Annotated in this window: 24 protein-coding genes and 3 tRNA genes; 15 read left to right on the plus strand and 12 right to left on the minus strand. The window is 60.9% G+C overall.

Translation table 11 applies throughout. The features are described from left to right. Nucleotides 1-9 precede the first annotated feature (9 nt). From PK789_RS05715 to PK789_RS05755, 9 genes are all read right to left on the minus strand, one after another. Nucleotides 10-1,509: a UbiD family decarboxylase gene (locus PK789_RS05715; protein ID WP_324307645.1), complete on the minus strand. Its 1,500-nt coding sequence runs from the start codon at nucleotides 1,507-1,509 to the stop codon at nucleotides 10-12. After that, entirely contained in the window at nucleotides 1,506-2,612 is a 1,107-nt protein-coding gene (locus PK789_RS05720; RefSeq protein WP_324307647.1) for a PLP-dependent cysteine synthase family protein, read from the minus strand. The genes PK789_RS05715 and PK789_RS05720 overlap by 4 nt, the downstream gene beginning before the upstream one ends. Nucleotides 2,613-2,643: 31 nt before the next feature. Beyond that, nucleotides 2,644-4,575, minus strand: a complete 1,932-nt coding sequence (locus PK789_RS05725; protein ID WP_324307648.1) for a pyridoxal phosphate-dependent decarboxylase family protein — start codon at nucleotides 4,573-4,575, stop codon at nucleotides 2,644-2,646. Between the two features lie 18 nt (nucleotides 4,576-4,593). After that, nucleotides 4,594-5,001: a SirB2 family protein gene (locus PK789_RS05730; RefSeq protein ID WP_324307649.1), complete on the minus strand. Its 408-nt coding sequence runs from the start codon at nucleotides 4,999-5,001 to the stop codon at nucleotides 4,594-4,596. A gap of 10 nt (nucleotides 5,002-5,011) precedes the next feature. Further along, the gene (locus tag PK789_RS05735) at nucleotides 5,012-6,265 is read right to left on the minus strand and encodes an NnrS family protein (protein ID WP_324307650.1); all 1,254 of its coding nucleotides are present in this window, start codon (nucleotides 6,263-6,265) and stop codon (nucleotides 5,012-5,014) included. Between the two features lie 165 nt (nucleotides 6,266-6,430). Next, nucleotides 6,431-6,838 carry a type II toxin-antitoxin system VapC family toxin gene (locus tag PK789_RS05740; protein WP_324307651.1) on the minus strand — a complete coding sequence of 136 codons (408 nt, stop codon included), beginning with the start codon at nucleotides 6,836-6,838 and terminating at the stop codon, nucleotides 6,431-6,433. Beyond that, nucleotides 6,835-7,239 carry a type II toxin-antitoxin system TacA family antitoxin gene (locus tag PK789_RS05745; RefSeq protein ID WP_324307652.1) on the minus strand — a complete coding sequence of 135 codons (405 nt, stop codon included), beginning with the start codon at nucleotides 7,237-7,239 and terminating at the stop codon, nucleotides 6,835-6,837. Before PK789_RS05745 ends, PK789_RS05740 begins: the two co-directional genes overlap by 4 nt. Before the next feature lie 85 nt (nucleotides 7,240-7,324). Continuing rightward, nucleotides 7,325-7,401 (minus strand) — tRNA-Asn (locus PK789_RS05750). Between the two features lie 80 nt (nucleotides 7,402-7,481). Beyond that, the gene (locus PK789_RS05755; RefSeq protein WP_324307654.1) at nucleotides 7,482-8,012 is read right to left on the minus strand and encodes a GspH/FimT family pseudopilin; all 531 of its coding nucleotides are present in this window, start codon (nucleotides 8,010-8,012) and stop codon (nucleotides 7,482-7,484) included. Nucleotides 8,013-8,183: 171 nt separating this feature from the next. On the opposite strand from PK789_RS05755, the gene uvrB reads away from it, so the two are divergent. The 15 genes from uvrB (at nucleotide 8,184) to rfbD (ending at nucleotide 21,757) form a co-directional block, all read left to right on the plus strand. Beyond that, nucleotides 8,184-10,232, plus strand: a complete 2,049-nt coding sequence (gene uvrB, locus PK789_RS05760) for an excinuclease ABC subunit UvrB (protein ID WP_324307656.1) — start codon at nucleotides 8,184-8,186, stop codon at nucleotides 10,230-10,232. An 88-nt stretch (nucleotides 10,233-10,320) separates the two neighbouring features. Then, nucleotides 10,321-10,395: transfer RNA gene (locus PK789_RS05765), tRNA-Val, on the plus strand. A 165-nt stretch (nucleotides 10,396-10,560) separates the two neighbouring features. Next, the gene (gene thrS / locus PK789_RS05770) at nucleotides 10,561-12,462 is read left to right on the plus strand and encodes a threonine--tRNA ligase (RefSeq protein ID WP_324307657.1); all 1,902 of its coding nucleotides are present in this window, start codon (nucleotides 10,561-10,563) and stop codon (nucleotides 12,460-12,462) included. A gap of 90 nt (nucleotides 12,463-12,552) precedes the next feature. Beyond that, entirely contained in the window at nucleotides 12,553-13,077 is a 525-nt protein-coding gene (gene infC / locus PK789_RS05775; RefSeq protein ID WP_324307672.1) for a translation initiation factor IF-3, read from the plus strand. Nucleotides 13,078-13,348: 271 nt separating this feature from the next. Next, nucleotides 13,349-13,546 (plus strand): 50S ribosomal protein L35, encoded by a 198-nt coding sequence (gene rpmI / locus PK789_RS05780; protein WP_027083463.1) that lies wholly within the window; start codon nucleotides 13,349-13,351, stop codon nucleotides 13,544-13,546. 11 nt (nucleotides 13,547-13,557) lie between these two features. Next, nucleotides 13,558-13,917 (plus strand): 50S ribosomal protein L20, encoded by a 360-nt coding sequence (gene rplT / locus PK789_RS05785; RefSeq protein WP_324307658.1) that lies wholly within the window; start codon nucleotides 13,558-13,560, stop codon nucleotides 13,915-13,917. A 145-nt stretch (nucleotides 13,918-14,062) separates the two neighbouring features. Next, nucleotides 14,063-15,073: a phenylalanine--tRNA ligase subunit alpha gene (gene pheS / locus PK789_RS05790; protein WP_324307660.1), complete on the plus strand. Its 1,011-nt coding sequence runs from the start codon at nucleotides 14,063-14,065 to the stop codon at nucleotides 15,071-15,073. Between the two features lie 9 nt (nucleotides 15,074-15,082). Further along, nucleotides 15,083-17,452: a phenylalanine--tRNA ligase subunit beta gene (pheT, locus tag PK789_RS05795; protein ID WP_324307661.1), complete on the plus strand. Its 2,370-nt coding sequence runs from the start codon at nucleotides 15,083-15,085 to the stop codon at nucleotides 17,450-17,452. 11 nt (nucleotides 17,453-17,463) lie between these two features. Further along, a complete protein-coding gene (locus tag PK789_RS05800; protein WP_324307662.1) occupies nucleotides 17,464-17,781 on the plus strand; it encodes an integration host factor subunit alpha in 318 nt (105 codons plus the stop codon). Next, on the plus strand, nucleotides 17,774-18,130 hold the full coding sequence (locus tag PK789_RS05805) for a MerR family transcriptional regulator (RefSeq protein ID WP_324307664.1): 357 nt from the start codon (nucleotides 17,774-17,776) through the stop codon (nucleotides 18,128-18,130). The genes PK789_RS05800 and PK789_RS05805 overlap by 8 nt, the downstream gene beginning before the upstream one ends. A gap of 36 nt (nucleotides 18,131-18,166) precedes the next feature. Continuing rightward, nucleotides 18,167-18,243: transfer RNA gene (locus PK789_RS05810), tRNA-Pro, on the plus strand. A 124-nt stretch (nucleotides 18,244-18,367) separates the two neighbouring features. Beyond that, nucleotides 18,368-19,423, plus strand: a complete 1,056-nt coding sequence (gene rfbB, locus PK789_RS05815; protein ID WP_324307665.1) for a dTDP-glucose 4,6-dehydratase — start codon at nucleotides 18,368-18,370, stop codon at nucleotides 19,421-19,423. Then, entirely contained in the window at nucleotides 19,420-20,310 is an 891-nt protein-coding gene (gene rfbA / locus PK789_RS05820; RefSeq protein ID WP_324307666.1) for a glucose-1-phosphate thymidylyltransferase RfbA, read from the plus strand. Before rfbB ends, rfbA begins: the two co-directional genes overlap by 4 nt. Next, complete coding sequence (rfbC, locus tag PK789_RS05825) at nucleotides 20,307-20,870, plus strand: dTDP-4-dehydrorhamnose 3,5-epimerase (RefSeq protein WP_324307667.1); 564 nt, start codon at nucleotides 20,307-20,309, stop codon at nucleotides 20,868-20,870. Before rfbA ends, rfbC begins: the two co-directional genes overlap by 4 nt. Continuing rightward, nucleotides 20,867-21,757 carry a dTDP-4-dehydrorhamnose reductase gene (gene rfbD / locus PK789_RS05830; RefSeq protein ID WP_324307668.1) on the plus strand — a complete coding sequence of 297 codons (891 nt, stop codon included), beginning with the start codon at nucleotides 20,867-20,869 and terminating at the stop codon, nucleotides 21,755-21,757. The genes rfbC and rfbD overlap by 4 nt, the downstream gene beginning before the upstream one ends. Here the strand turns inward: rfbD and PK789_RS05835 are convergent. Genes PK789_RS05835 through PK789_RS05845 form a run of 3 tightly spaced genes read right to left on the minus strand, consistent with a single transcriptional unit; the run spans nucleotide 21,746 to nucleotide 24,172 of the window. Then, nucleotides 21,746-22,783: an acyltransferase family protein gene (locus tag PK789_RS05835; protein ID WP_324307669.1), complete on the minus strand. Its 1,038-nt coding sequence runs from the start codon at nucleotides 22,781-22,783 to the stop codon at nucleotides 21,746-21,748. The two genes, rfbD and PK789_RS05835, sit on opposite strands and share 12 nt — an antisense overlap. Then, nucleotides 22,780-23,604 (minus strand): M15 family metallopeptidase, encoded by an 825-nt coding sequence (locus PK789_RS05840; protein ID WP_324307670.1) that lies wholly within the window; start codon nucleotides 23,602-23,604, stop codon nucleotides 22,780-22,782. Before PK789_RS05840 ends, PK789_RS05835 begins: the two co-directional genes overlap by 4 nt. Nucleotides 23,605-23,635: 31 nt before the next feature. After that, on the minus strand, nucleotides 23,636-24,172 hold the full coding sequence (locus PK789_RS05845; protein WP_223626785.1) for a hypothetical protein: 537 nt from the start codon (nucleotides 24,170-24,172) through the stop codon (nucleotides 23,636-23,638). Nucleotides 24,173-24,307: the final 135 nt, after the last annotated feature.

Raw genomic sequence — 24,307 nt, forward strand, 5'->3', positions numbered from 1 at the left:
TAGCAGTGTTTAGCAGTTTCTATCGAAGCCTTCGCGGCTGCGTGCCGTTTGCAGCCCGCGCCATAGGGCGTCCACGCGCTGCTCTACGGCTGCATCCAGTTGGATGGGTTTGCTCCAGGTGCGGGTGGTTTCCGCCGGCCATTTGTTGGTGGCATCCAGGCCCAGTTTGGAGCCAAGGCTGGGGGTGGGGCTGGAAAAGTCGAGATAATCGATCGGGGTTTTGTCGATCAGCACGCTGTCGCGCACCGGATCGACGCGGGTGGAGATGGCCCAGATCACTTGCCCCCAGTCGCGCACGTCGATGTCTTCATCGGTGACGATGACAAATTTGGTGTAGGTGAACTGACGCAAGTACGACCAGATGCCCATCATGATGCGCCGCGCATGGCCGGGGTATTGCTTGCGGATGGACACCACCGCGATGCGGTAGGAACACGCTTCCGGCGGCAGATAGAAATCCACGATTTCCGGAAACACTTTGCGCAGCAGTGGCACAAACACATCGTTCAGCGCCATCGCCATCACCGAGGGCTCGTCAAATGGCGCACGGCCCATATAGCTGCCTTGGTAGATGGCGTTTTGGCGCAGATGCATGCGCTGGATGGTCATCACCGGGAAGTGGTCTTGCGCGTTGTAGTAGCCGGTGTGGTCGCCAAACGGGCCTTCCAGCGCGGTCTCGGCGGGGTCGATAACGCCTTCCAGCAAGATTTCGCAGCCCGCTGGCGCATCCAGCCCGGTCAGCTTGCTGGGCCAGACGCGGGTGCGTTGGCCGCGCAGCAGGCCGGCAAATTCGTATTCGGACAAGGTGTCGGGGATCGGTGCAACCGCGGCCAGCAAGGTGGCCGGGTCGGCGCCGATGGCGACCAGCAACGGGAACGGTTTGCCCGGATGGCTGGCCTTCCAGTCGGCAAAATCCAGCGCGCCGCCACGGTGCGGCAGCCAGCGCAGGATGATGCGGTTCTTGCCGATCACTTGTTGCCGGTAGATCGCCACGTTCTGGCGCGGCTTGCGGGTGCCACGGGTGACCACCAGCCCTAAGGTGATGAGTTTGCCGGCATCTTCCGGCCAGCAGCGTTGGATCGGCAGGCGCACAAGATCGACGTCGCCGGCTTCTAAAGTTTCGTATTGAAATGCGGCCTCGCGCACTTTTTGCGGGGCCACGTGTGCCAGTTGCGCCAGTTCCGGCCAGGTGCCCAAGGCTTCGCGCAGGCTGGACGGCCATTTGGGTTCTTTGATGGCGGCCAGCAGCTCGCCCAACTCACGCAGCGAGGCCAGCGGGCGGCCGGCCAGCGCGGCTTCGATGCGGTCGCGGTGGCCGTACAGATTGCCCAGATAGGCGTGCGGCGAGCCGATGGGGTGTTCCATCAGCAGCGCCGGCCCGCCTTCGCGCAGGGCGCGCAGGCTGAGCGAGGTGGTTTCCAGTTCGGGGTCGACCGGCGCGGCGAGGCGTTGCAGTTGCCCGTTGCGTTCTAGGGCAGACATAAAGGTGCGCAGGTCGTGATGGCTCATGCAGGCGGGTCAGGTGGGGTGAGGGTGCCGGTGGCCAGCGCGGTGTGTAGCGCGGCTTGCCACGGGGTGATGTCCAGCCCGTGCGCGTTGCGCCAAGCCGGGTCGAACAGGGTTTGCTGGTAGCGTTTGCCGCGATCGCACAACAAGGTGACGATGCTGCCGCGCTCACCGCGTGCGCGCATCTGCGTGGCCAGTTGCAGGCAGGCAACAAAATTGGTGCCCGACGAGCCGCCATAGCGGGTGCCCAAGGCGTCTTCCAGTTGCAGTGCGGCGGCAATCGACGCGGCGTCGTCCACTTCTGCCACTGCATCCACCACATCAAACAAAAAGCCCGGTTCCACGCGCGGGCGGCCGATGCCTTCGATCAAGGTGGGCTGGCTGGCCACCGCATTGCGGTCGCGGTTGCGCCAGCCGTGCACAAAGCCGCTGCCGGTGGGTTCGGCCACACACAGACGCGTCTCCAGCCGGCGATAGCGCAGGTAGCGACCGATGGTGGCTGAAGTACCGCCGGTGCCGGCACCGCAAACGATCCAACTGGGCTCGGGCTGCGGTTCGCGGCGCAATTGGCCGATGATGGATTCGGCAATGTTGTTGTTGCCGCGCCAGTCGGTGGCGCGTTCGGCCAAGCCAAATTGGTCCAGATGGCAGGCACCTTCGGCGGCGTGTTGGGCGGCGCGGGCGTGAACTTGGCAGGGGTCTTCGACCAAATCACAGGTGCCGCCCAGAGCTTGCACGGCTTGGATTTTTTGCGGCGCGGTACACGCCGGCATCACTGCGATGAACTGCAAGCCCAATAGGCGTGCGAACCACGCCTCCGAAATCGCTGTGCTGCCCGAGGACGCATCCACCACGGTCTGTCCTGCACGCAAGCGGCCATTGCACAGTGCATACAAGTACAACGAGCGCGCGAGCCGGTGTTTCAGGCTGCCGGTGGGGTGGATGGACTCGTCCTTGAAGTAAAAGGCGATGTCGGGGAAGCCGGGCACGTCCAGCCGCAACAGATGGGTATCGGCCGAGCGTGCGGCCTCCTGTTCCAGCAGGGCGAGGGCATTGCTGACCCAGCTGCGGTCGGCGGCGGTATCGAAGTGGGATGAGGTTGTCATGCGCACATGATTCCGTGAATGCCGGTAATCCTCAATCTGCCAAAAGTCGTTGTACTTGGGTGGCGAGGTGGTCGAAGTACATGTCGATATAGCTAACGCCGTTTTCCGCATCGATCAGATATGGGTTCATCAAGGTATGCCGCAAAATGGTCAGGCGATCGCCATCTTCTTCTCCCAGGCTTGCCATATCCAAACCGAGTGCATCGAGGATGCGCCGGGTTTCGTCTGCGCCCAAGACATCGGGGCGCAGGGTGGTGACCGAGCCGAAAAATTGTTTGTCCTGCAATGGGCGGCTTGGGTCGCAGCGCAATTCGTCATGCAAATGGCGCACAAAGGTATTGGCGGTGGCAACGCGGTGGTTGCCCACGGGGTTTAGGGCAACGCAAACAAGATTGCTATCGGGTGTAAACGGCACCATCACCTGCACCACATCGGCCATGGCTTCGGCAAATCGCAGCGCGCGGGCATGGAAGGCTTCGGCATGATGAATGGTATTGGCGGGCAGCAGGCCGAAATGGGCGTGGTCGAGCGGCAGCACTTTATGGGTGACGTACACCCCGGCCACACTGGCACCGGATTTGGAGCCTTCGAGGATGAACTGACCCAAGCTGCGATAACGGCTTAAATAATCTTTGGGGGTGTCGGCATGGAACACATAATCGGCTGCCTCGGCCAGCAAGCCCACGGCGCGGTGATCGCGGCAAATGAACGCGCCTGCGCCATAGGGCAGGTAGCCTAATTTGTGTGGATCGACGGTGACTGAATCGGTTTGCCCCAGCGCGGCCACCGCGTTGTAGACATCCGTCGATGGAAACTGCTGGAAGCCCGCCGCCACCGCCGCGCGTGTACGCAAGCTGCCATCTTCATTGCGAAATAGCGTGGCCAGATAGCCACCCCAAGCGGCATCCACATGCACGCCAAAACCCAGCCCACGCGCAGCAAAGCGGTCACGCGCGGAAACCACCGCATCGATGGGATCCACGGTGCCGTATTCGGTGGTACCCAGCACTGCGACCGCCAGCAATACCGGCTGCCGTTCGCGCAGGTAGTGCTCCAGCGTGGCTTCCAATGCATCCACATCGGTGCGCATGCCGCGCTCAGGCAGGAGCGTCAATTGATCGCGACCAAGACCCAGCAATTTGCAGCCCTTGCTCCACGAGTAATGCGCGGTGATCGGGGCCAGTACCTTGGGCACCTTCAGGCTGGTGTGTTTGGCGAAAAAATCCACCAAACCGCAGTGTTCGATGCGTGCATCGCGCACCCGCGCTTGCCAGTACTTGCGCTCGGTCGTCGTGGCTTGTGTCAGCCAATGCTGCCATTGCGCATACAACGCAACGCCGGCATCGGGAGGTAAATTGAACGCCGACCAGTCATCTTCGGGTAGGGGCAGTTCGGGCACACCTGCGGCACGCAGCGCCACTGGAAAGGCCTTGAGTGCCAGCGCCAACCGCAGTGCTTGGTAATTGGCCACGGTGCCGCCCGACGTCAGGTGGCCAAATGCGCATTCCGGCTGCGCGGGGTCATGCGCATAGCCCAACATACGCGCCAGTTGCAGACCCACTTGTACTTCCATGTCCACCGTGACCGGCGCGGCATCTTCAGACACATTATTGGGGTTGTAGGGTAAGGTCAGAATTTGTGCGACCAGTCCCGGCAATAGCAAATCCGATGCCATGTGGCCGATGTAGCGCGGACTGTGGAATGGCACCGATTTTTTCAGCGCCGCCGAAAGTTGGTGCAGCTCATGGCGCATGCGTGCCGCAAATGCCAGATAGTCAGGGTGATGTGCGGCGTGGGTGCCGATGGCAATCGGATCTTCGGGGTGAAAGTTACGCCGCCAATACACATGGTCGCGCAAAAATTCGACAACCAATTTTTCTAGCAGATTGTCGTTTTCTGCATAGGGGCCAAGGAAGCAGGCGTCCAGCATGGGCGGCCGTGGGCCGCTGAGGTGCGATGACATAGTGCAGTTCCGTGATATTCAGCGCAGCAACAACAGCCAACCCGCCGGGTTGTGCATGCGTGCGATGCCGTAGATGAAAGCGAATGTCGCCAGCGCGGCGATGTAGAAACCTATGCGTTGGCTGCGGCTGCGCTTGGGACGCATCGCCAGGATGCCCAGCACGATGTAGGCCACCACCAAGCAAAGTTTCACTGTGAGCCAACCATTGGCGAACATCGCTCCCGGCAACATCGAAAACAACATGGTGGCCGAGGTCAATAAAATGGTGTCCACCGTGTAGCTGGTGTACTTTGGAAGCCAGTGCTGCGGCCAGTGCGCACCCAGGATTGCCGCGCCGCCGCGCAGCGCGAAGATCGCGCCGCTGCACATCACCGCGTGCACATGTGTCCATTTGACCTGTGGATAGAACTCCATCATTGGCGACATGGCAATGCTCTCAACCGGGGCGGCCGTCGGCGCGCGGGTGCAAATAAATCGACAGCGAACGCAGCGCCCACGGCAGGAACGCCAGCAGCCAACCGGCGGCGGCGATCACCTGCCAAAAATAACTGTCAGGTACGGCCTCGGCAGCAATACGGGTCAGTGCCACCAGTTGCAGCAAGGCAAACGCAAACCAGCCGGTGGCCGGCATTGCCATCGGCCGCCCGGAATGGCCCTGGGTGACGCGGGTCACCATCGCCACCAGCAAGCTGCCGAAGAAGCCAATATAGATCGCGTGTTGCGGGCCACGGCCCAATATGAATTCGCCGCCAAGCGCATACAGTGCGCTTTGTGCAGTGAATAGTGCGAACGCCACCGGCAGCCACGCAAAGCCGAAGAACAACACGCGCAAAATGCCCGGGGCTTTGCCATGCGGCCACCAGCGCCACAACACATACGCACTACCCAGCGCGAGCACGCCATCCACCGGCCACAGCCATGCATTGGCATGCGCCAGTTCCAGACCCAGATGGGCCAGCAGCAACACCCACAGCGCAGCAATAATTTTCATCGGCCGCCAGGCACGATAGCCCGGCACTGCATTGCCGGCGAAGAACGGGAACATGCGGTGAGCCACCGACAAGTACACTGGCAGCAGCAAGGCGAAGGTACCCAACTTGATCGATACCACCACCGTCCATGCTGCGGCCCCGTGCAGGAAGGCGGCCATCAGAAATACGCCCAGCAGGCCGAATGACAGCGCTGCAAAGCACGACCACGCATGCCACGTGGGCCCCTTACCGGCACTGCGTTCGGCCAATAGGACGCGCAGCAATTGCAGCAAGCCATAGCCCCAGCCCACCAGCGACATCACCACGCCGATATGCACCATCGGCTCTTGCCCCAGCAACATGCCGCCTACCACCGCCACCTGCCCACCCAGTAACCCTAACCCCACCGGCACGTAATGCCAGCGCGACAGATCCGGCATCCCCATCCAGCGTGGGAACGTGGTCAGCAGGAAGCCAAACATAAACGGCGGCAGCAACTGGTACTGCATGATGAACGCATGCATCCAGCCGCCAAACGGTGTGCCCGATGGCAGCCCAATCACCCCCCAGCGTGCATCGATGAGCCACAGCAGCCACCAACTCATTGCCAGCAACACATTGAGCGCGCCGACAAAAAACAGCAGCCGATGCGGCGCGGCAGCCAGCAAGGCGGGGGAGAGGCCGCCAGCGGCGGGAGCAGGGGCGCGATGTGTGGTCATGCCGCGCAGTGTCGCGTGCGCTGCGGTGTGTTGCCTTGATTCAAGTCAGAATGATGCGCGTCACGCTGCTAGGTGGCGTGTCGATGGGCGTAGGCTTCATGCGTCCTCGTCTTTGTCCACATCACGCACTCGCTATTTGAGTCCGTAGGGTTTGAGTCGCTTGGGTCATGGTGGGCAAATCAAATTGAGCGTCGGAAAATAGGCGCGGTAGCGCTTGGCATCCCGCGTCAGCAAGGTCATGCCTTCAATCGCCGCATGCGCGCCGATGTAGAAATCCGGCAGTGACGAGGTGCGAGCGCCTTTCGCATGACGATAGTGCAGATACGCCTTGCCAGCCAGAAAGCCTGCGTCCCACGGCAAATCGACGCGGGTAAACGCGTCGTCCGACAAGGCGTCATCCAAGGTTTCGATGCGATCAAACCCAACGGAGACTTCGGCATAGATGATGGGGTTGATGCATAGATCCGCGCGGGAGGCGCAGGCGTCGAGCTGTGTCGCAGACCATGCGTACCAATCTGGATCGTCGGTGAGTACATCCAAGAGGACGTTGGCATCCACCAGTACGCGGTTCATGCGCTGCGCGTCAGCTTCATGATGTCATCGGTGCTCATCTGCGTGGTAGCGCGGCCGCGCAGGCGGGCGGCAAGCGAGCCGGTGCCGTGAGTCGTTGGAACCGCGACGGGCAGTGCATTGGCTTCGGTGGTCTGAACTGCCAGCGTGAGGCCGCGTTCCATCGCTTCCTTGAGTTTGGCATTGGGCTTGAACGGTTTGTCCAGCGCGGCCAAGAAACGACGCGTCTCCTCAGGTGACAAGGTGATGGTCATGTCGGCCGCCATGACGTTTTCGGCTTCGCGCAGCACCGCATCGCGCACGAACGCAGACAACGGCACGCCGCGCAGGTCGGCGGCGCGGGTGATGCGCGCCTTGTCGGTGGGGTTCAGGCGCAGGTCGAGACGGGCGGCAGCGGTGGTCATGGTGGTTCTCCTTGTACGGAATAGTACCGTACATGGGAATGTTCGCCCACAAAAAAGGCCTGCATCGCTGCAGGCCTTGAAATTTTGGCGCCCGAAGTTGGACTCGAACCAACGACCCCCTGATTAACAGTCAAGTGCTCTAACCGGCTGAGCTATTCGGGCGGGGAGCGGCATTGTAGTCGGCACAGTGGGGTAGGGCAAGCATCTGCCTCAAAAAAATTTCTCCGTTGGTCAATGCAGGCTCACGCAGGGCATGGCGCGGGGGTTTTCGGGCGTTCGCTGCGAGGGCGGCCGATGTTGTTGACGATCACTTGCGCCAGTAGCACACCGGCGGGGCTGCAAATCGACACGGTAAGGTTGCTGCCGGCGCTGCTGCCATCGGGCAGGTAGCGCAGTTGTTGGCGGCCGGTGGTGCTGACGATGCGCAGGTGCTGGCTGGTGGGCTGCAAGTCGGCGCGCAGGATGTCGTCGTTGCCATCGGGGCGACGGTTACCGTCGTCATCGACAAATAGCATCCAGCCCGTGCTCCAGTCGGTGCCGGCGACGCAGGTACTGCCATCGTTGGAGGGGCACAGTACGGCACGATGGTTGCGGCTGACGGCCGCCATCCGTGCCAGTTGCATATGCGCGGTCAGTGATGCGACGGCGGCGGATGCGCGTTGGTGTTCGATGAAGCCGGCCATCGCCGGGCCGGCAATGCCAGCCAAGATCGCGGTGATCGCCAAAGTGATGATGAGCTCGATCAAGGTGAAGCCGAGGTGGCGACGGTGCATGGCAGGGCTCCCGGGGGTGTGCATGCAGGCTAGGCGTGCGCATGGCGGCGGGGGATCGGCGAAAGGCGAGGCATGGGGTCAGAAAACCCCGCAGTGCGCATCGGATTTTTGAATGCGGATCGAATGCGGGCTTCGGCGTAAACTCAGCGGTTGCCCTTTGCGGTGTTACCGATGAGCCAGTCCGTCCCGTCCGACCTTGACCTTGCCACCGCCTCGGATCGCTTCGAGTTGGTTTCACCCTACCGGCCTGCCGGTGATCAACCGCAGGCGATTGAAAAACTGGTGGCCAGTTTCGGTAACGGCATCGCCAAACAAGTGTTGTTGGGGGTCACCGGCTCGGGCAAGACCTACACCATCGCCAATATGATCGAAGCGGTGCAAAAGCCGACCTTGGTGATGGCACCCAACAAGACCTTGGCCGCGCAGTTGTATGGCGAGTTCCGCGCGTTTTTCCCGCACAACGCGGTGGAGTATTTCGTCAGCTATTACGACTATTACCAGCCCGAAGCCTATGTGCCGTCCACCGACACCTTCATCGAAAAAGACAGCTCCATCAACGATCACATCGAGCAGATGCGCTTGGCCGCCACCAAGGCGCTGCTGTCGCGCCGCGACACGATCGTGGTGGCCACGGTGTCGGCCATCTATGGCTTGGGTGCGCCGGAAGACTATTTGTCGATGCGGCTGATTTTGTCGCGCGGCGAGCGTATCGACCAGCGCGAATTGCTGCGCCACCTGACCACGCTGCAATACAGCCGCAACGAATTTGAGCTTGATCGCGGCACCTTTCGCGTGCGCGGCGAGAGTATCGATGTGTTCCCGGCCGAGTCGGATTTGGAGGCGCTGCGTATCGAATTATTTGATGGCGAGATCGAGCAGCTGTCGATGTTTGACCCGCTGACCGGCGAGGTGTTTCGCAAGCTGCCGCGCTACACCATCTACCCGAAAACCCATTACGCCACGCCGCGTGCGCGGGTGTTGGCGGCGGTGGACACCATCAAAGCCGAGTTGCGCGAGCGCCAAGAACAATTGTATTCGGCCAATAAATTGTTGGAGGTGCAGCGGGTTTCGCAGCGCACCCAGTTTGATTTGGAAATGATGGCCGAAGTGGGCTATTGCAGCGGGATCGAAAATTATTCGCGGCACCTGACCGGGCGCGCGCCGGGCGAACCGCCACCGACCTTGTTTGACTATTTGCCGGCCGATGCGCTGCTGGTGATCGACGAGTCGCACGTCACCATTCCGCAGATCGGCGCAATGTACAAAGGCGACCGCTCGCGCAAGGAAACCTTGGTGGAATTTGGATTTCGGCTGCCATCGGCGCTGGATAACCGGCCGCTGAAATTTGAGGAATGGGAGCAACGCGCGCCACGCAGTATCTATGTGTCGGCCACGCCGGGGCCGTATGAATTGCGCGAAGCCGGCGACGAGGTGATCGAGTTGGTGGTGCGCCCAACGGGGCTGGTGGACCCGCCGGTGGAAATCCGCCCGGTGGCGACGCAAGTGGATGATCTATTGGGTGAGATTCACCTGCGGGTGGCGATGGGCGACCGCGTGTTGGTGACCGTGCTGACCAAGCGCATGGCCGAGAATCTGACCGAATATTTGTCCGAGCACGATGTCAAAGTGCGCTATCTGCATTCCGATGTGGACACCGTGGAGCGTGTCGAGATCATTCGTGATTTGCGTTTGGGTGTGTTCGATGTGCTGGTGGGCATCAACCTGTTACGCGAAGGCTTGGATATGCCAGAGGTGTCGCTGGTGGCCATTTTGGATGCCGACAAAGAAGGCTTCCTGCGCAGCACCGGCTCGCTGATCCAGACCATTGGTCGCGCCGCCCGCAACTTGCGCGGCAAGGCAATTTTGTATGCCGACCGCATCACCAATTCCATGCAGCGTGCGTTGGATGAGACCGACCGGCGTCGGCAAAAACAGCAAGCCCACAACGCCGAACACGGCATCGTGCCGCAGTCGGTGCAGCGTGCGGTGATGGATGTGATGGAAGGCGCACGCGCCGAACCTGGCGAGCTGAAAGGGCGCGGCAAAATGAAGCGCGTGGCTGAGCCAGAGCAAGAATATCTGCGCCTGAGCCCCACCCAACAGGTGGCAAAACTCAAAGCACTGGATGCGCAGATGCACCAGCATGCGCGTGACCTGGAGTTTGAAGACGCAGCGCGGGTGCGCGATCAGATCCGCAAACTGCGTGACGCGGCGCTGTGATGATGGCTCCGAAGCGGGGTTTTGAGACGGCGCTTGTCGTTCTGCCGAAACACCCGCTATAATCTGCGGCCCCACGTTTGGGGATAGCGGGCGGTTAGCTCAGCGGTAGAGCACTACCTTGACATGGTAGGGGTCACAGGTTCGAACCCTGTACCGCCCACCACGCATAAAGCGCGTGGCAACGAAACGGAGAAAGGTGGCCTGCGCAAGCCGGCCGAGCGTGCGACATGAACACTACCTGCGCCCATCGCTGAACCTGCCGACGCATTTGATCTTTCAAAGGGCGCTTCGGCGCTTTTTTCGTATTTGTGTTTTCTGGGATAGACCCATGATCAATATCACCCTTCCCGATGGTTCCGTACGCACGTTTGACAATCCGGTGACGGTGGCCGAAGTGGCCGCCAGTATCGGCGCTGGCCTGGCCAAGGCGACCTTGGCTGGCAAAGTGGATGACAAATTGGTGGATGCCAGCTACCGCATCGACCACGATGCTGCGCTGGCCATCGTGACCGAAAAATCCCCCGAGGCGCTGGACATCCTGCGCCATTCCACCGCGCACTTGTTGGCGCAGGCCGTGCAGCGGCTGTTTCCCGGCGCGCAAGTCACTATCGGCCCGGTGGTCGACAACGGCTTCTATTACGACTTCGCCTACGAGCGCCCGTTTACCCCGGAAGACTTGCCCGCGATTGAAGCGGAAATGCAGAAGATCGTGAAGGAAGCCCTGCCGCTGAGCCGCAGCGTGAAGTCGCGCGACGATGCGGTGGCCTACTTCAAAGGCATCGGCGAGGCTTACAAGGCCGAGATCATCGAAAGCATCCCGGCGGACCAGGAGCTGTCGCTGTATTCGCAGGGCGAGTTCACCGACCTCTGTCGTGGCCCGCACGTGCCCGCCACCGACAAGCTGCGCGCGTTCAAGTTGATGAAGGTGGCTGGTGCTTATTGGCGTGGCGATCACAACAACCAGATGCTCAGCCGCATCTACGGCACCGCCTGGCTGAACGACAAAGACTTGAAGGCGTATCTGACCCAGTTGGAAGAAGCCGAAAAGCGCGACCATCGCAAAATTGCCAAGGCGCAGGATTTGTTCCACCTGCAAGAAGAGGGGCCGGGGCTGGTGTTCTGGCACCCCAAGGGCTGGAGCATCTGGCAAACGGTCGAGCAGTACATGCGCCGCGTCTATCGCAACACCGGCTACGGTGAAGTGCGCTGCCCGCAGATTCTCGATGTCGAATTGTGGAAGAAGTCTGGCCACTGGGACAACTACAAAGACAATATGTTTTTCACCGAGTCCGAGAAGCGGACGTATGCGGTGAAGCCGATGAATTGCCCCGGCCATATTCAAGTGTTCAATCAGGGCCTGCACAGTTATCGCGACCTGCCGATCCGCTACGGCGAGTTCGGCGCCTGCCATCGCAACGAGCCCTCCGGCGCGTTGCACGGCATCCTGCGCGTGCGCGGTTTCACCCAGGACGACGGTCATATCTTCTGCACCGAAGGTCAAATCGAATCCGAAGTGCGTGCCTTCCACGAGCAAGCCTTGAAGGTGTATTCGGATTTCGGGTTTTCCGACATTCAAATCAAAATTGCGCTGCGCCCAGATGCGCGTCTGGGTGACGACGCCACTTGGGACAAGGCCGAAGATGCGTTGCGCAATGCGCTGCGTGCCTCGGGCGTGGCGTGGCAGGAATTGCCGGGCGAGGGTGCGTTCTATGGCCCCAAAATCGAATATCACCTGAAGGACGCCATCGGCCGTACTTGGCAGTTGGGCACCATGCAGGTGGACTTCATGATGCCGGGCCGTTTGGGTGCGGAATATGTCGATGAACATAGCCAGCGCAAGCATCCGGTGATGTTGCATCGGGCCATTGTGGGTTCGATGGAGCGCTTCATCGGCATCCTGATCGAGCACCATGCCGGCCAGTTCCCCGCATGGTTGGCGCCGGTGCAGGCGGTGGTGCTGAATATCACCGATGCGCAGGCCGATTACGTGGACGACGTGCGTAAATCCCTTGCAAATCAAGGTTTCCGAGTCATCGCCGATTTGCGGAACGAAAAAATCGGCTATAAAATCCGCGAACACACGCTGCAGCGCGTGCCGTATCTGCTTGTCGCGGGCGACCGCGAAAAGGAAACCGGCCAGCTCTCCGTGCGTACGCGGGGTGGGGAAGATCTAGGCAGCATGTCCGTTGACGCCTTCGCCGCACGTTTGCGCGAAGAAGGGGCCGGCTGACGGTTCCATCACTTCGTAACCGCCCGATCGTCGGTGTCATCACCGGCGATCGCATCGGCCCCGCCGGGCCAACCCTTGGAGACAGCCACAATCAGTACCCCCGACAACAAGCAGAACCGCCGGAACCTTGAAATTCGTGTTCCGCGCGTGCGTGTCATCGGCAGTGACGGCGAGATGATCGGCGTTCTGTCGCGCGACGAAGCACTGCGCATGGCCGAGGACGAAGAACTCGACCTCGTCGAGATTCAGCCTAACGCGGATCCGCCGGTCTGCAAGATCATGGACTTTGGCAAGTTCAAGTTTGAACTGCAGAAGAAAGCCAACGAAGCCAAGAAAAAGACCAAGCAGGTCGAGATCAAGGAAGTCAAATTCCGTCCGGTCACGGACGAAGGCGACTACCAGATCAAGTTGCGCAAGATGCGCGAATTTTTGGTGGAAGGCGACAAGATCAAGGTCAATATCCGTTTCCGTGGCCGCGAAATGAGCCACCAGGAACTGGGCCGTGAAATGGCGGCGCGGATCGAGACCGATCTGGGGGAAGACATCATCATCGAATCGCGCCCGCGCTTGGAAGGCCGGCAGATGGTGATGATGATCGCGCCGAAGAAGAAATAAGGCGTTTTCCCTTCTCCCGCTGACGGGAGAAGGGCTTTAGTCGAACAAGCTTTAGTCGAACGGGCTTTAGTTCGACGATTTGCAAGACGCCCCGGCACCCGGCATACTATGCGGCCCGGTTCGCCGGGTTTGTTGTACCGCAACACTAGGACCCGCCTTGATTCGTATTGAATCAATGGCTTATCACCGGTCAGGCAGGATGGAAAGCGTGACGCGCCGTAAGGCCAACGTCGCCGCCTCGATCAGTTCGTTGATTTCGCAAGGACTCCCAATGCCCAAGATTAAAACCAATCGGGCGGCGGCCAAGCGCTTCCGGAAGACCGCTTCCGGCAAGTACAAGTGCGGCCACGCCAACAAGAGCCACATCCTCACCAAGAAAGCGACCAAGCGTAAGCGTAACCTGCGGCAGACGAACCACGTTCGTGCCGAGGACGCAGGCCGTCTGGATCGCATGCTTCCGTATTTGTGAGGAGATAAGAAATGGCACGAGTGAAACGTGGTGTAACGGCACGCGCCCGTCACAAAAAAATCCTGAAGCAAGCCAAGGGCTACTATCACGCCCGTCGCAAAGTCTTCCGCGTCGCCAAGCAGGCGGTCACCAAGGCGTTGCAATACGCCTACATCGGCCGTAAGCAGAAGAAGCGCCATTTCCGCACCTTGTGGATTGCGCGTATCAATGCCGCTTCGCGCGCCAATGGCCTCAGCTACAGCCGTTTCATGAACGGTCTGCTGAAAGCCGGCATCACCTTGGATCGCAAAGTGCTGGCCGATATCGCCGTGCACGACGCGGCGGGCTTTACCGCCCTGACCGAAAAGGCCAAGGGCGCTTTGGCAGCCTAAGCTGCTGATCCACACGCAGTTGTATCCGGCGGCGCAAGCTGCCAACACGTGGGGAAGGGCGCAAGTCCTTCCCCATTTGTTTTTTTGATCTTCCTTCTCCCGCTGGCGGGAGAAGGTGCCGAAGGCGGATGAGGGTGGGTCGAGCATGAGTGAAATCGAAGCGCTGTCGCAACAAGCACTAACCGACATTGCCGCAGCGTCATCGCCCGATGCGCTGGAGGCCTTGCGCGTAGCCTTGTTGGGCAAAAGCGGCAGCATCACTGCGCAGCTCAAAGCGCTGGGTGCGTTGCCGGGTGACCAGCGTAAAGCCGCAGGCGAGGCCATCAACCGTGTGCGCGATGCCATTGGTGAGGCCTTGTCCGCACGCAAAACCACACTGGATGCGGCAGCACTGGACGCACGGTTGGCCTTGGAAACGGTGGATGTCACCCTGCCCGGGCGCGATGGCGCGCGCGGCGGCGTGCATCCAGTCAGCCGCACCTTGGAGCGCATCACCGACATTTTTGCGCGGCTCGGTTTCGAACTGTCGGATGGCCCCGAAATTGAAGATGACTGGCACAACTTCGAGGCGCTGAACTTCCCGCCGCACCACCCGGCGCGGGCGATGCACGACACCTTCTACTTCCCCGATGGTCGTCTGCTGCGCACCCACACCTCGGGCGTGCAGATTCGCTACATGCAAGATTTATTGGCCAAGGGTGGCACCCCGCCGCTGCGCATGATCGCCGCCGGCAAGGTGTATCGCAGCGATTCCGACCAAACCCACACGCCGATGTTCCATCAGGTTGAAGGTTTGTTAGTGGACGAGCACGCCAGCTTTGCCGACCTCAAGGGCACCTTGGCGGAATTCGTGCGCGCGTTTTTCGAACGCGATTTCGAGATGCGGTTTCGCCCCAGCTATTTCCCGTTCACCGAGCCATCCGCGGAGGTGGATATCGCCTGGCAGCAGCCCGATGGCAGCAACCGTTGGTTGGAAGTGCTGGGCTGCGGGATGGTGCATCCCAACGTGCTGAAAAACGTTGGCATCGACCCGGAAAAATACACTGGCTTTGCCTTTGGCTTGGGTGTGGAACGCTTTGCGATGCTGCGTTATGGCGTCAATGATCTGCGTGCGTTTTTCGATAACGATGTGCGCTTCTTGCGCCAGTTCGCCTGAGGTGCCGCGATGAAATTTTCCGAAAACTGGCTGCGCCAGCACGTCAAAACCTCGGCCAGCCGCGATGCACTTGCGGCCACGTTGACCGCGATTGGTTTGGAAGTCGAAGCGCTCACCGCCTTGGGCGAGCAACTCGATGGTGTGGTGGTGGGCAAAATTCTATCCGCCGAAAAACACCCCGAAGCCGACAAGCTGCAAATCTGCCAAGTGGACGTTGGCGGCGCCGCACCGTTGCAAATCGTGTGCGGTGCGCCGAATGCGCGTGCGGGTTTACTGGCACCGCTGGCCACCATCGGCACGCAAGTGGGCGACATCACCATCAAGGCCGCCAAACTGCGCGGCGTTGCGTCCAACGGCATGCTGTGCTCGGCCAAAGAACTGGGCATCGACGCCGATGCGTCGGGCTTGCTGGAATTGCCGGACGATGCGCCGGTCGGCAAGCCGCTGGCTGACTATCTGGGCCTGCCCGATGCGGCCATCGAACTGAAATTGACCCCCAACCGTGCCGATTGTTTTGGCGTGCGCGGGATCGCGTTTGATGTGGCGGCAGCCACGGGCTGCGAGGTGGAACCGCTGCAAGCAGAACCGGTTGCCGCGGTCACAACCGCAGCGATGGCGGTGGAATTGAATGCCGGTGCCGATGCGCCGCGATTCGTTGCGCGCGTGATCGAAGGCGTGGATGCGCGTGCCAAGACGCCGCTGTGGATGGCGCAACGCCTGCAACGTAGCGGTGTGCGCCCGATCAGCCTGCTGGTGGATATCACCCAATACATCATGCTGGAGCTGGGGCAGCCGATGCATGCGTATGATCGCGATTTGCTCCACGGTCCGCTGGGCGTGCGGCATGCGCGCGCCGGGGAAACTTTGAAGTTGCTCAATGGCGATAGCGCAACGTTGGATGCGCAATTTTTGGTGATCACCGATGCCGACCGCGTGGTGGGCTTGGCCGGCATCATGGGCGGCGATGACACCAAGGTCGGTGATGCCACCCGTCACGTGGTGTTGGAAGCCGCGCATTTCGCACCCGCTGCCATCATCGGCCGCAGTCGCAAATTGGGCCTGCATACCGATGCCGGGCATCGGTTTGAGCGTGGCGTGGACCCTGAGCTTCCGCCGCTTGCCATCGAATACGCCAGTCGCCTGATTCTGGAGATCGCCGGTGGCACGCCGGGGCCGGTGGTCGATGTGCTGCGCGATGCCGATATACCCAAGCCGCAAGTCGTGAGCTTGCGGCGTGCGCGCTTGGCGCGCGTGTTGGGAATGCAGGTGGACGATGCCGAAGTTGCGCGCATCTTAAGCGCACTGGGGCTAACGGTTGCGGCCACGGCATCGGGCTGGACGGTGCGCGTGCCGCCGCGCCGCTTCGATATCGCCATCGAAGAAGATTTGATCGAGGAAATCGCCCGCATCCACGGCTACGACCGCATTCCCACCCGCTTGCCTGGCGGTGCAACGCGCCTGATTGCCCCCTCCGAAACCCGCAGCAGCGAGCACGATACGCGCCGGCAACTGGTGGCGCGGGACTATTTGGAAGCGATCAACTACGCCTTTGTGGATGCCGAACTCCTGGCGACATGGCAGCTGACCGACGCTAGCGTGGCACTGGCCAACCCACTGAGTGCCGAGTTGGGCGTGATGCGCACGCGCTTGCTGCCGGGTTTGACGGCGGCCTTGGCACGCAATACCGCACGCCAGCAGGCACGGGTACGGATGTTTGAATTGGGCCGCAGCTTTGCTGCCAGCGCCGATGCGCCCATCGAAACTCGTCGCATTGCCGCCGTTGCCTGCGGTGATGCACACCCAGCGCAGTGGGGTGTGCCTACGCGTAAGCTCGATTTCCACGATATCAAAGGCGATCTGGAGAGTTTAGCTGCGCTATCGGGCGCGGACTTGGAATACCGCGTATCCACACAACCGTTCGCGCATCCGGGCCGCAGTGCCGATGTGTATCGGGATGACGTGTGCATTGGTTGGATGGGCCAATTGCACCCGCGTGTGCAGCAGGCCATGGGTGTGGATGCCGAGGTATACGCATTCGAAATCGAACTAGACGCCTTGCTGACGCGGCCATTGCCGCGTGCGGTGGCGTTGTCGCGCTACCCGTCGGTGCGCCGTGACTTGGCTTTCATCGTTGCCGAAACGGTGTGCTGGGATGCGCTGCAAGCCACCGTGCGACAGGTGGCAGGCGCAGCGCTGCGGGATCTGCAGCTGTTCGACCGTTATGTTGGCAAGGGTGTGGAAACCGGATGCAAAAGCTTGGCCATGGCCTTGATTTTGCAGGACGATTCCCGCACCCTGACAGACCGTGATGTGGATGCCGTGGTGGCCGATGTGGTGGCCGCATTGGCCGCACAGCACGGCGCAGTTATTCGGGGCTGAAGGGGGCGGTCATGGCGTTGACGAAAGCAGAAATGGCCGAACGGCTGTATGAAGAAGTGGGTTTGAACAAGCGCGAGGCGAAGGAATTTGTCGATGCGTTTTTCGACGCACTCCGGCAGGCGTTGGAGCAAGGGCGGCAGGTCAAGCTGTCAGGCTTCGGTAATTTTGACCTGCGCCGGAAAAACCCGCGCCCGGGCCGTAACCCCAAAACTGGCGAAGAAATCCCGATCACCGCCCGTACCGTGGTGACCTTTCGCCCCGGGCAAAAGCTGAAAGAGCGCGTAGAAGCGCTATCAAGCAATAGCCGCGTGGAGGCCGCCCATGCTTGACCCGGGCAGCAACCGCGAACTGCCGCCAATCCCGGCCAAGCGCTATTTCACCATTGGTGAAGTCAGTGAGTTATGCGATGTCAAACCGCATGTGCTGCGCTACTGGGAAACCGAATTTCCCAGCCTTGAACCCTCCAAGCGTCGCGGCAATCGTCGTTACTACCAGCGCCACGATGTGCTGATGGTGCGCCAGATTCGCAGCCTGCTGTACGAACAGGGCTACACCATCGGCGGCGCGCGCTTGCGCTTGGATGGCGAGGGTGCCAAACAAGAGTCGGCACTCAGTAATCAGATCGTGCGGCAAGTGCGCACCGAGCTGGAAGAAGTTTTACAGCTGCTCCGGCGTTGAAACCGCGCAGCATCGGCTATAATAGCCGGCCAACATCGGGGTATAGCGCAGCCTGGTAGCGCACTTGTCTGGGGGACAAGTGGTCGTCGGTTCAAATCCGGCTACCCCGACCAATATAAAAATCACGCTTGGCGTGGTTCTGATCAAAAAAGCCCTGCCACCCGGCGGGGCTTTTGCGTTTGGGCGATACTTGTCACCCTGCAATACATTGATGATGGAAGCGAAGGACGCTTGCGCATGACAACATGGTTGGTCACCGGCGGTGCCGGGTTCATTGGTGGCAATTTCGTGCTGGACGCGGTGGCGCGTGGCATCAAGATCATCAATCTGGATGTGCTGACCTATGCCGGCAATCGCGATACGTTGGCGGCGATTGCGGGGGATCCCGGGCATGTGTTTGTGCAGGGCGATATCGGTGATCGCGCGTTGGTGGCGCAACTGCTGGACGCGCATCGCCCCGATGCGGTGTTGAATTTTGCCGCCGAAAGCCATGTGGATCGTTCGATCGACGGGCCGGCTGCGTTTGTGCAGACCAATGTGGTGGGCACGCTGGCACTGCTGGAAGCGGTGCGCGATTATTGGAAGGCGTTGCCAAGCGGTGTGAAAGAGAGCTTTCGTTTTCTGCATGTATCCACCGACGAGGTGTATGGCGCGCTGGGTGCAACCGGCAAGTTCAGCGAGACCACGGCGTATGCGCCCAACTCGCCGTATTCGGCATCCAAGGCGGCGTCTGATCACTTGGTGCGCGCGTTTCATCACACCTATGGCCTGCCCACGCTGACCACCAATTGCAGCAACAATTACGGGCCGTATCACTTCCCGGAAAAACTCATTCCATTGGTCATCGCCAAGGCGTTGGCGGGCGAGCCACTGCCGGTGTATGGCGATGGCAAGCAGGTACGTGACTGGTTGTTTGTCAGTGATCACTGCGCGGCTATCCGCACGGTGTTGGCCAAGGGCAGGGTGGGTGAAACCTACAACGTCGGTGGCGATGCCGAGATGCAGAATATCGACGTGGTTCACGCCATTTGCGCCTTGCTGGATCAACGCCGGCCGCGCGCCGATGGTGTGTCACGGGCAACGCAAATCACCTATGTGGCCGATCGCCCCGGCCACGACCGCCGCTATGCCATCGACGCTAGCAAGCTGCGCAATGAACTAGGATGGGCACCGCAATACACGTTTGCGCAAGGCATCGCGGAAACGGTGGACTGGTATCTGGACAACCAGGCATGGGTGCAGCGGGTGCTGGATGGCAGTTATCGACTGGAACGCATCGGGGCATCGGTATGAGCACCCAACGCAAAGGCATCATCCTCGCCGGCGGTTCCGGCACCCGGCTGTACCCCATCACTCAGGCCATCAGCAAACAGCTGTTGCCGGTGTACGACAAGCCGATGATTTACTACCCGCTGAGCGTGTTGATGCTGGCCGGTATCCGCGAGGTGTTGATCATCAACACCCCGCACGAACAAGCCCTGTTCCAACGCCTGTTAGGCGACGGCTCGCAGTGGGGCATGCGGATTGAATACGCGGTGCAGCCCAGCCCCGATGGCTTGGCGCAGGCGTTTTTGATCGGGCGTGATTTTCTGGCGGGCGGGCCGTCGTGTTTGGTGCTGGGCGACAATATCTTTCACGGTCATGGCTTGACCGATTTGCTGCGTCACGCCGATGCGCGGCAGACCGGGGCCACCGTGTTTGGCTACTGGGTGCGTGACCCTGAGCGCTACGGCGTGGCCGAATTTGATGCCAGCGGCAAGGTGAGCGGGCTGGAAGAAAAACCTGCGCAACCCAAATCCAATTACGCCGTGACCGGCCTGTATTTTTACGATGCGCGTGCCTGTGATTACGCGGCGGCGCTTGCGCCATCGCCGCGTGGTGAACTGGAAATCACCGACCTCAACAAACGCTATTTGCAAGACGATGCACTGCATCTGGAAAAAATGGGGCGCGGTTACGCCTGGCTGGATACCGGTACCCACGAGTCCCTGGTCGAAGCGTCCACCTATATCGAAACCATCGTCAAGCGCCAAGGTTTGCGGGTGTGCTGCCCGGAAGAAATCGCCTACTTCAATCAATGGATCGATGCCGACCAATTGCGCGCATTGGCCACACCATTGGCTAAAAATGGCTATGGCCAATATCTGTTGGGCCTGCTCAAACACGGACGAATTGCATGAACGTCATCGAAACAAAATTGCCGGGCTGCGTAGTGATCGAGCCGGCGGTGTTTGGCGATGATCGCGGGTTTTTTTACGAAGGTTGGAACGCGCAGCGCTTCGCCGAACACGGCCTGCCCACCCAGTTTGTGCAGCACAATGTGTCGCGCTCGCAGCGCGGCGTGTTGCGCGGCTTGCACTACCAGTGGCCGCACAACGTGCAGGGCAAATTGGTCAGCGTGCTGGAAGGCGAGGTGTATGACGTGGCGGTGGATATCCGCCGTGGCTCACCCACCTTTGGGCACCATGTGGCGGCGATTTTGAGCGCCGAAAACAAGCGCCACTTCTGGGTGCCAGAAGGCTTTGCGCACGGCTTTCTGACGTTGAGCGATAGCGCCTTGTTTACCTATCTGTGCACTGCGCCGTATGACCGCGAAAGTGATTGCAATCTGCGTTGGGATGATCCGCAACTGGCCATTGATTGGCCGTTGGCGGAAGTGTCGTTGTCGGCCAAGGACAGCGTTGCGCCGGTGTTGGCGGACATCGCGGAGGCGCGTTTGCCAAAGTTCATCGCAAAATGAAAATTTTGCTGTTGGGCGGTAATGGCCAAGTGGGGCGCGAGTTGCGCCGTAGCCTGCCGGCGTTGGGGGATGTGATCGTGGCCACCCGCGATGGTGTGGGTGCCGACGCGGTGGCGGACTTGACGGCGCCCGCGTCCTTGCATGCGCTGGTGTTGCAGACCGCGCCGGATGTGGTGGTCAATGCCGCCGCTTACACCGCCGTGGACAAGGCCGAAAGCGAGCCAGAGCTGGCGTATTGCATCAATGCGCAGGCACCGGGTGCGCTAGCGGATGCCTGCGCCGCCAGTGGTGCCTGGCTGCTGCATTATTCCACCGACTACGTGTTTGATGGCCGTGGCAACCAGCCGTATCGTGAAGACGCGATCACCGCACCACTGGGCGTGTATGGGGCCAGCAAGCTGGCCGGCGAGCTGGCGATCCACAACAGTGGTGCGCACTACGCAATTTTGCGCACTGCGTGGGTGTATGCCGCGCAGGGCAAAAATTTCCTGTTGACCATGTTGCGATTGGCCGCCGAGCGCGATGCATTGCAGGTGGTGGCCGACCAGATCGGCGCACCCACACCTGCGGCTTGGATTGCCGATGCCAGCGCGCACGTGTTGCAGCAGGGCGTGCGCGACTCCGGCATTTGGAATGTGGTGGCAGCCGGGCAGACCAGTTGGCATGGGTTTGCCGAAGCGATCATCGAACAGGCGCATGCCTTGGGCATGTTGGCGCGCAAGCCGCAGGTGTTGGCAATCCCCACATCAGCGTATCCCACACCGGCGCGGCGGCCAGCGTATTCGGTGTTGGAGACACAGGCATTACAACGCGATTTTGGCATCACTCCGCCGGATTGGCGCGAGGGCTTGCGCGTCACCTTGGACGCATTGGCCTTACGCCGCTGAGATGGTGCTGGCGGCAGCACGCCGCTTCCAGCGCAGGGCCGGGCGTTCAATCAAAAACCACGACGCCGCCGCGCACAGCAGCGCCAAGGGCGTGGCCCACACCATATTGTGCAGTGGGCCGCCGGGTGCAAACGTCTGCACCAATTGCGCCATCGGCCAGCCATATAGATACAGGCCGTAAGACAGATCAGTGTGGCGTAGTTGCGGCAATTTGGGCACCAAGCCCAACCACAAGGTGCCGTAAGTGATCAGGGCGAAGTAAGGCAGATGAAACCACGTACTGCCACGCGCGAGCAGCGCCAAGATCAGCAAACCTGCCAATGGCCCCATGTGCAGCCGTATCCCATGGCGATGCACCCAAAACAAGGTGCCGGTGATAAAGCAGGCGGTGCACCACATGTAGTTGAGCCACATTTGCGGCAGTGGTTGCCGCCACACTGCAAACGCATATGCACCCGCTATCGCCAGTGCCCATAACGGGGTGTAGCGACGCGGCGTCAACACGCCGCACAGGCTGGCGATCAGCAAGGCCAGATACAGCCGCGCTTCGCCGGGTAAAGTCCAGAGCGAGCCATTGACCGCCGTGTAGGGCAGTTGTTCAAACACGCCCGGTAAGTGGTGCGCGGTGGACCATAGCGAGGCATTGACCAGCAGATAGCGCCAGGTGTCGGGGCTACGCCAATAGTCACTGGCGGTGCTCAACAGTGGCCCCAATACGCAGACGCAGAGCACCACACACGTGACCAACGCCGGCAGGATGCGCAGCGCGCGTGCGCGCAGATAACTGTGCACGTTGTTGCGTTGCAAGCTGGCCGCGATCAAAAACCCGCTGATGACGAAGAACGCATCCACCGCGACTGCACCGGCAAATTTGTACTGGGTCAGCCACGTCACAATATCCTGGCCGGGGCTGCCGGTGATCGCCCACGCATGGCCGTAAATCACCAGCCAGGCGGCTATCAAGCGAATCAGATTGAAGTTGTTGCGGCCGCTGGCCCAGGCCTCGGCGATGCTGGGGGTGCTCATGCGTTGGAAGTGCGCCAATACCAATGCCACGGTTCGTAGATGATCCCGTGCGGGTTATCACGCGGGTAGCTCATCACAAAGCCATAGTCGCCCGCGTGTTTGCATAGCCACGCAAACGCGGGTGTGGTTTCGAAGGCCTCTTCGGCGGGCGCTGCGTCCGGCGTGCCGATATCCAGTGCCAGCCCGCTGTGGTGTTCGGAAAACCCGGGTGCGGCATTGACCGCGAGGATGGCGGCCACATCCAGGCCACGCGCCAGTTTGCGTTCAAAAATTCCCAGTTGGTAGTCATGGCTGCGATAGCCGGAAATGGCGTCCAGCATCACAGCATCGGCCAATGCAGCCGCTTGCATCCGCAGCCATGCGCGCGCGGCGTCGATGTGCAGCCAGAGCGGACGCTGAAATTGGTCGAAGCCGGCAAACGCCAGCCAGTTGGGCTCTGGCACCAGCGGCAGACCCACCTGCACCGAGTAGCTTTCGACATCCAGCCCCAGCCACTGCAAGCGCTCATGCAGGCGATGCAGCGGCAAGCGGATGACGTGCTCCAAACCGTTGCGGGTGTGCGGCAGGGCATCGCGCAAGGCCGCTTGCGCCGCGCGCAGGCCGGGTTCGCGGGCAAGCCCCGGGACCAAGGCGTGCAGGCCATCGTCCAATTCGGCGGCCAAGTACACGCCATCGCGCTTGCGCCGCAACACGCGCCGGGCACGCGCCAACAAGCGTGCGTGCGCATTGCTGCGCGCACGCAGCAGGCTGGCCGGCCATAATTCAATGTCGTCGGTATTGCGCAGCGCGAGTTTCAACGGGGCAGGTTGCAGGTGCGGCATCGGGCAAGCATAACGGGCCAGCAGGATGCCGTCAGCGATTGCCGGCGCGCAGCGCATCCAGCAGCGCTTGTGGTCGTTCAAGACTGATCAAATACTGCGTTTTGCCATCTCTGCGCGGCAGCCACAGGACTTTCTGGGAGTTGGTGATCAAGCAGAAGGCTTTGCCGAAATGCTCACGCAGACGGAAATAGCCCGCAGTGAAACCCGGTGTGGCAAACCCATTGGTCTTGATGAATGGCTTGAGTTCGGTGTGCTCTGCCAAATCCACGATGCGTGCGCGTTCTGTATCCAGTTCGGATACGGCCACGTTCTGCGTATACAGTGCGGCGCGAATTTCCAGCACGCCATTGTGCAACATCACCGAGCGGCGGCGCATGGTGAGCAACAGCAATGCCAGCACCATCGGGATGATGAAGAGTGCCGGCGTTGCGCCATGCGCAGGGTTGCCTGAGAGCGCCAGCATGCCGATGATGCCCAGCGGCAGCAGACCGGCCAAGCCGGCCAGTAGCCACCACGCCCAAGCGGGCGGCGGTGGCACGGCAAACGATTGCGCTTGTGGGGTAGCCATCTCAGTGCTGCTTAACCCAAGCGGCCACATCAGTGAGCAAGTGTGCATCCACATGCCCGGGTTGCTGGTATTCGGCCAGTGAACCTTCGCCTTCACCGGCAATCCCCAGATGATTGAGCTTGGGGTAGAGCTTGA

Source organism: Thermomonas sp., from assembly GCF_035369645.1.
In the GTDB taxonomy this organism is placed as follows: Bacteria; Pseudomonadota; Gammaproteobacteria; order Xanthomonadales; family Xanthomonadaceae; genus Thermomonas.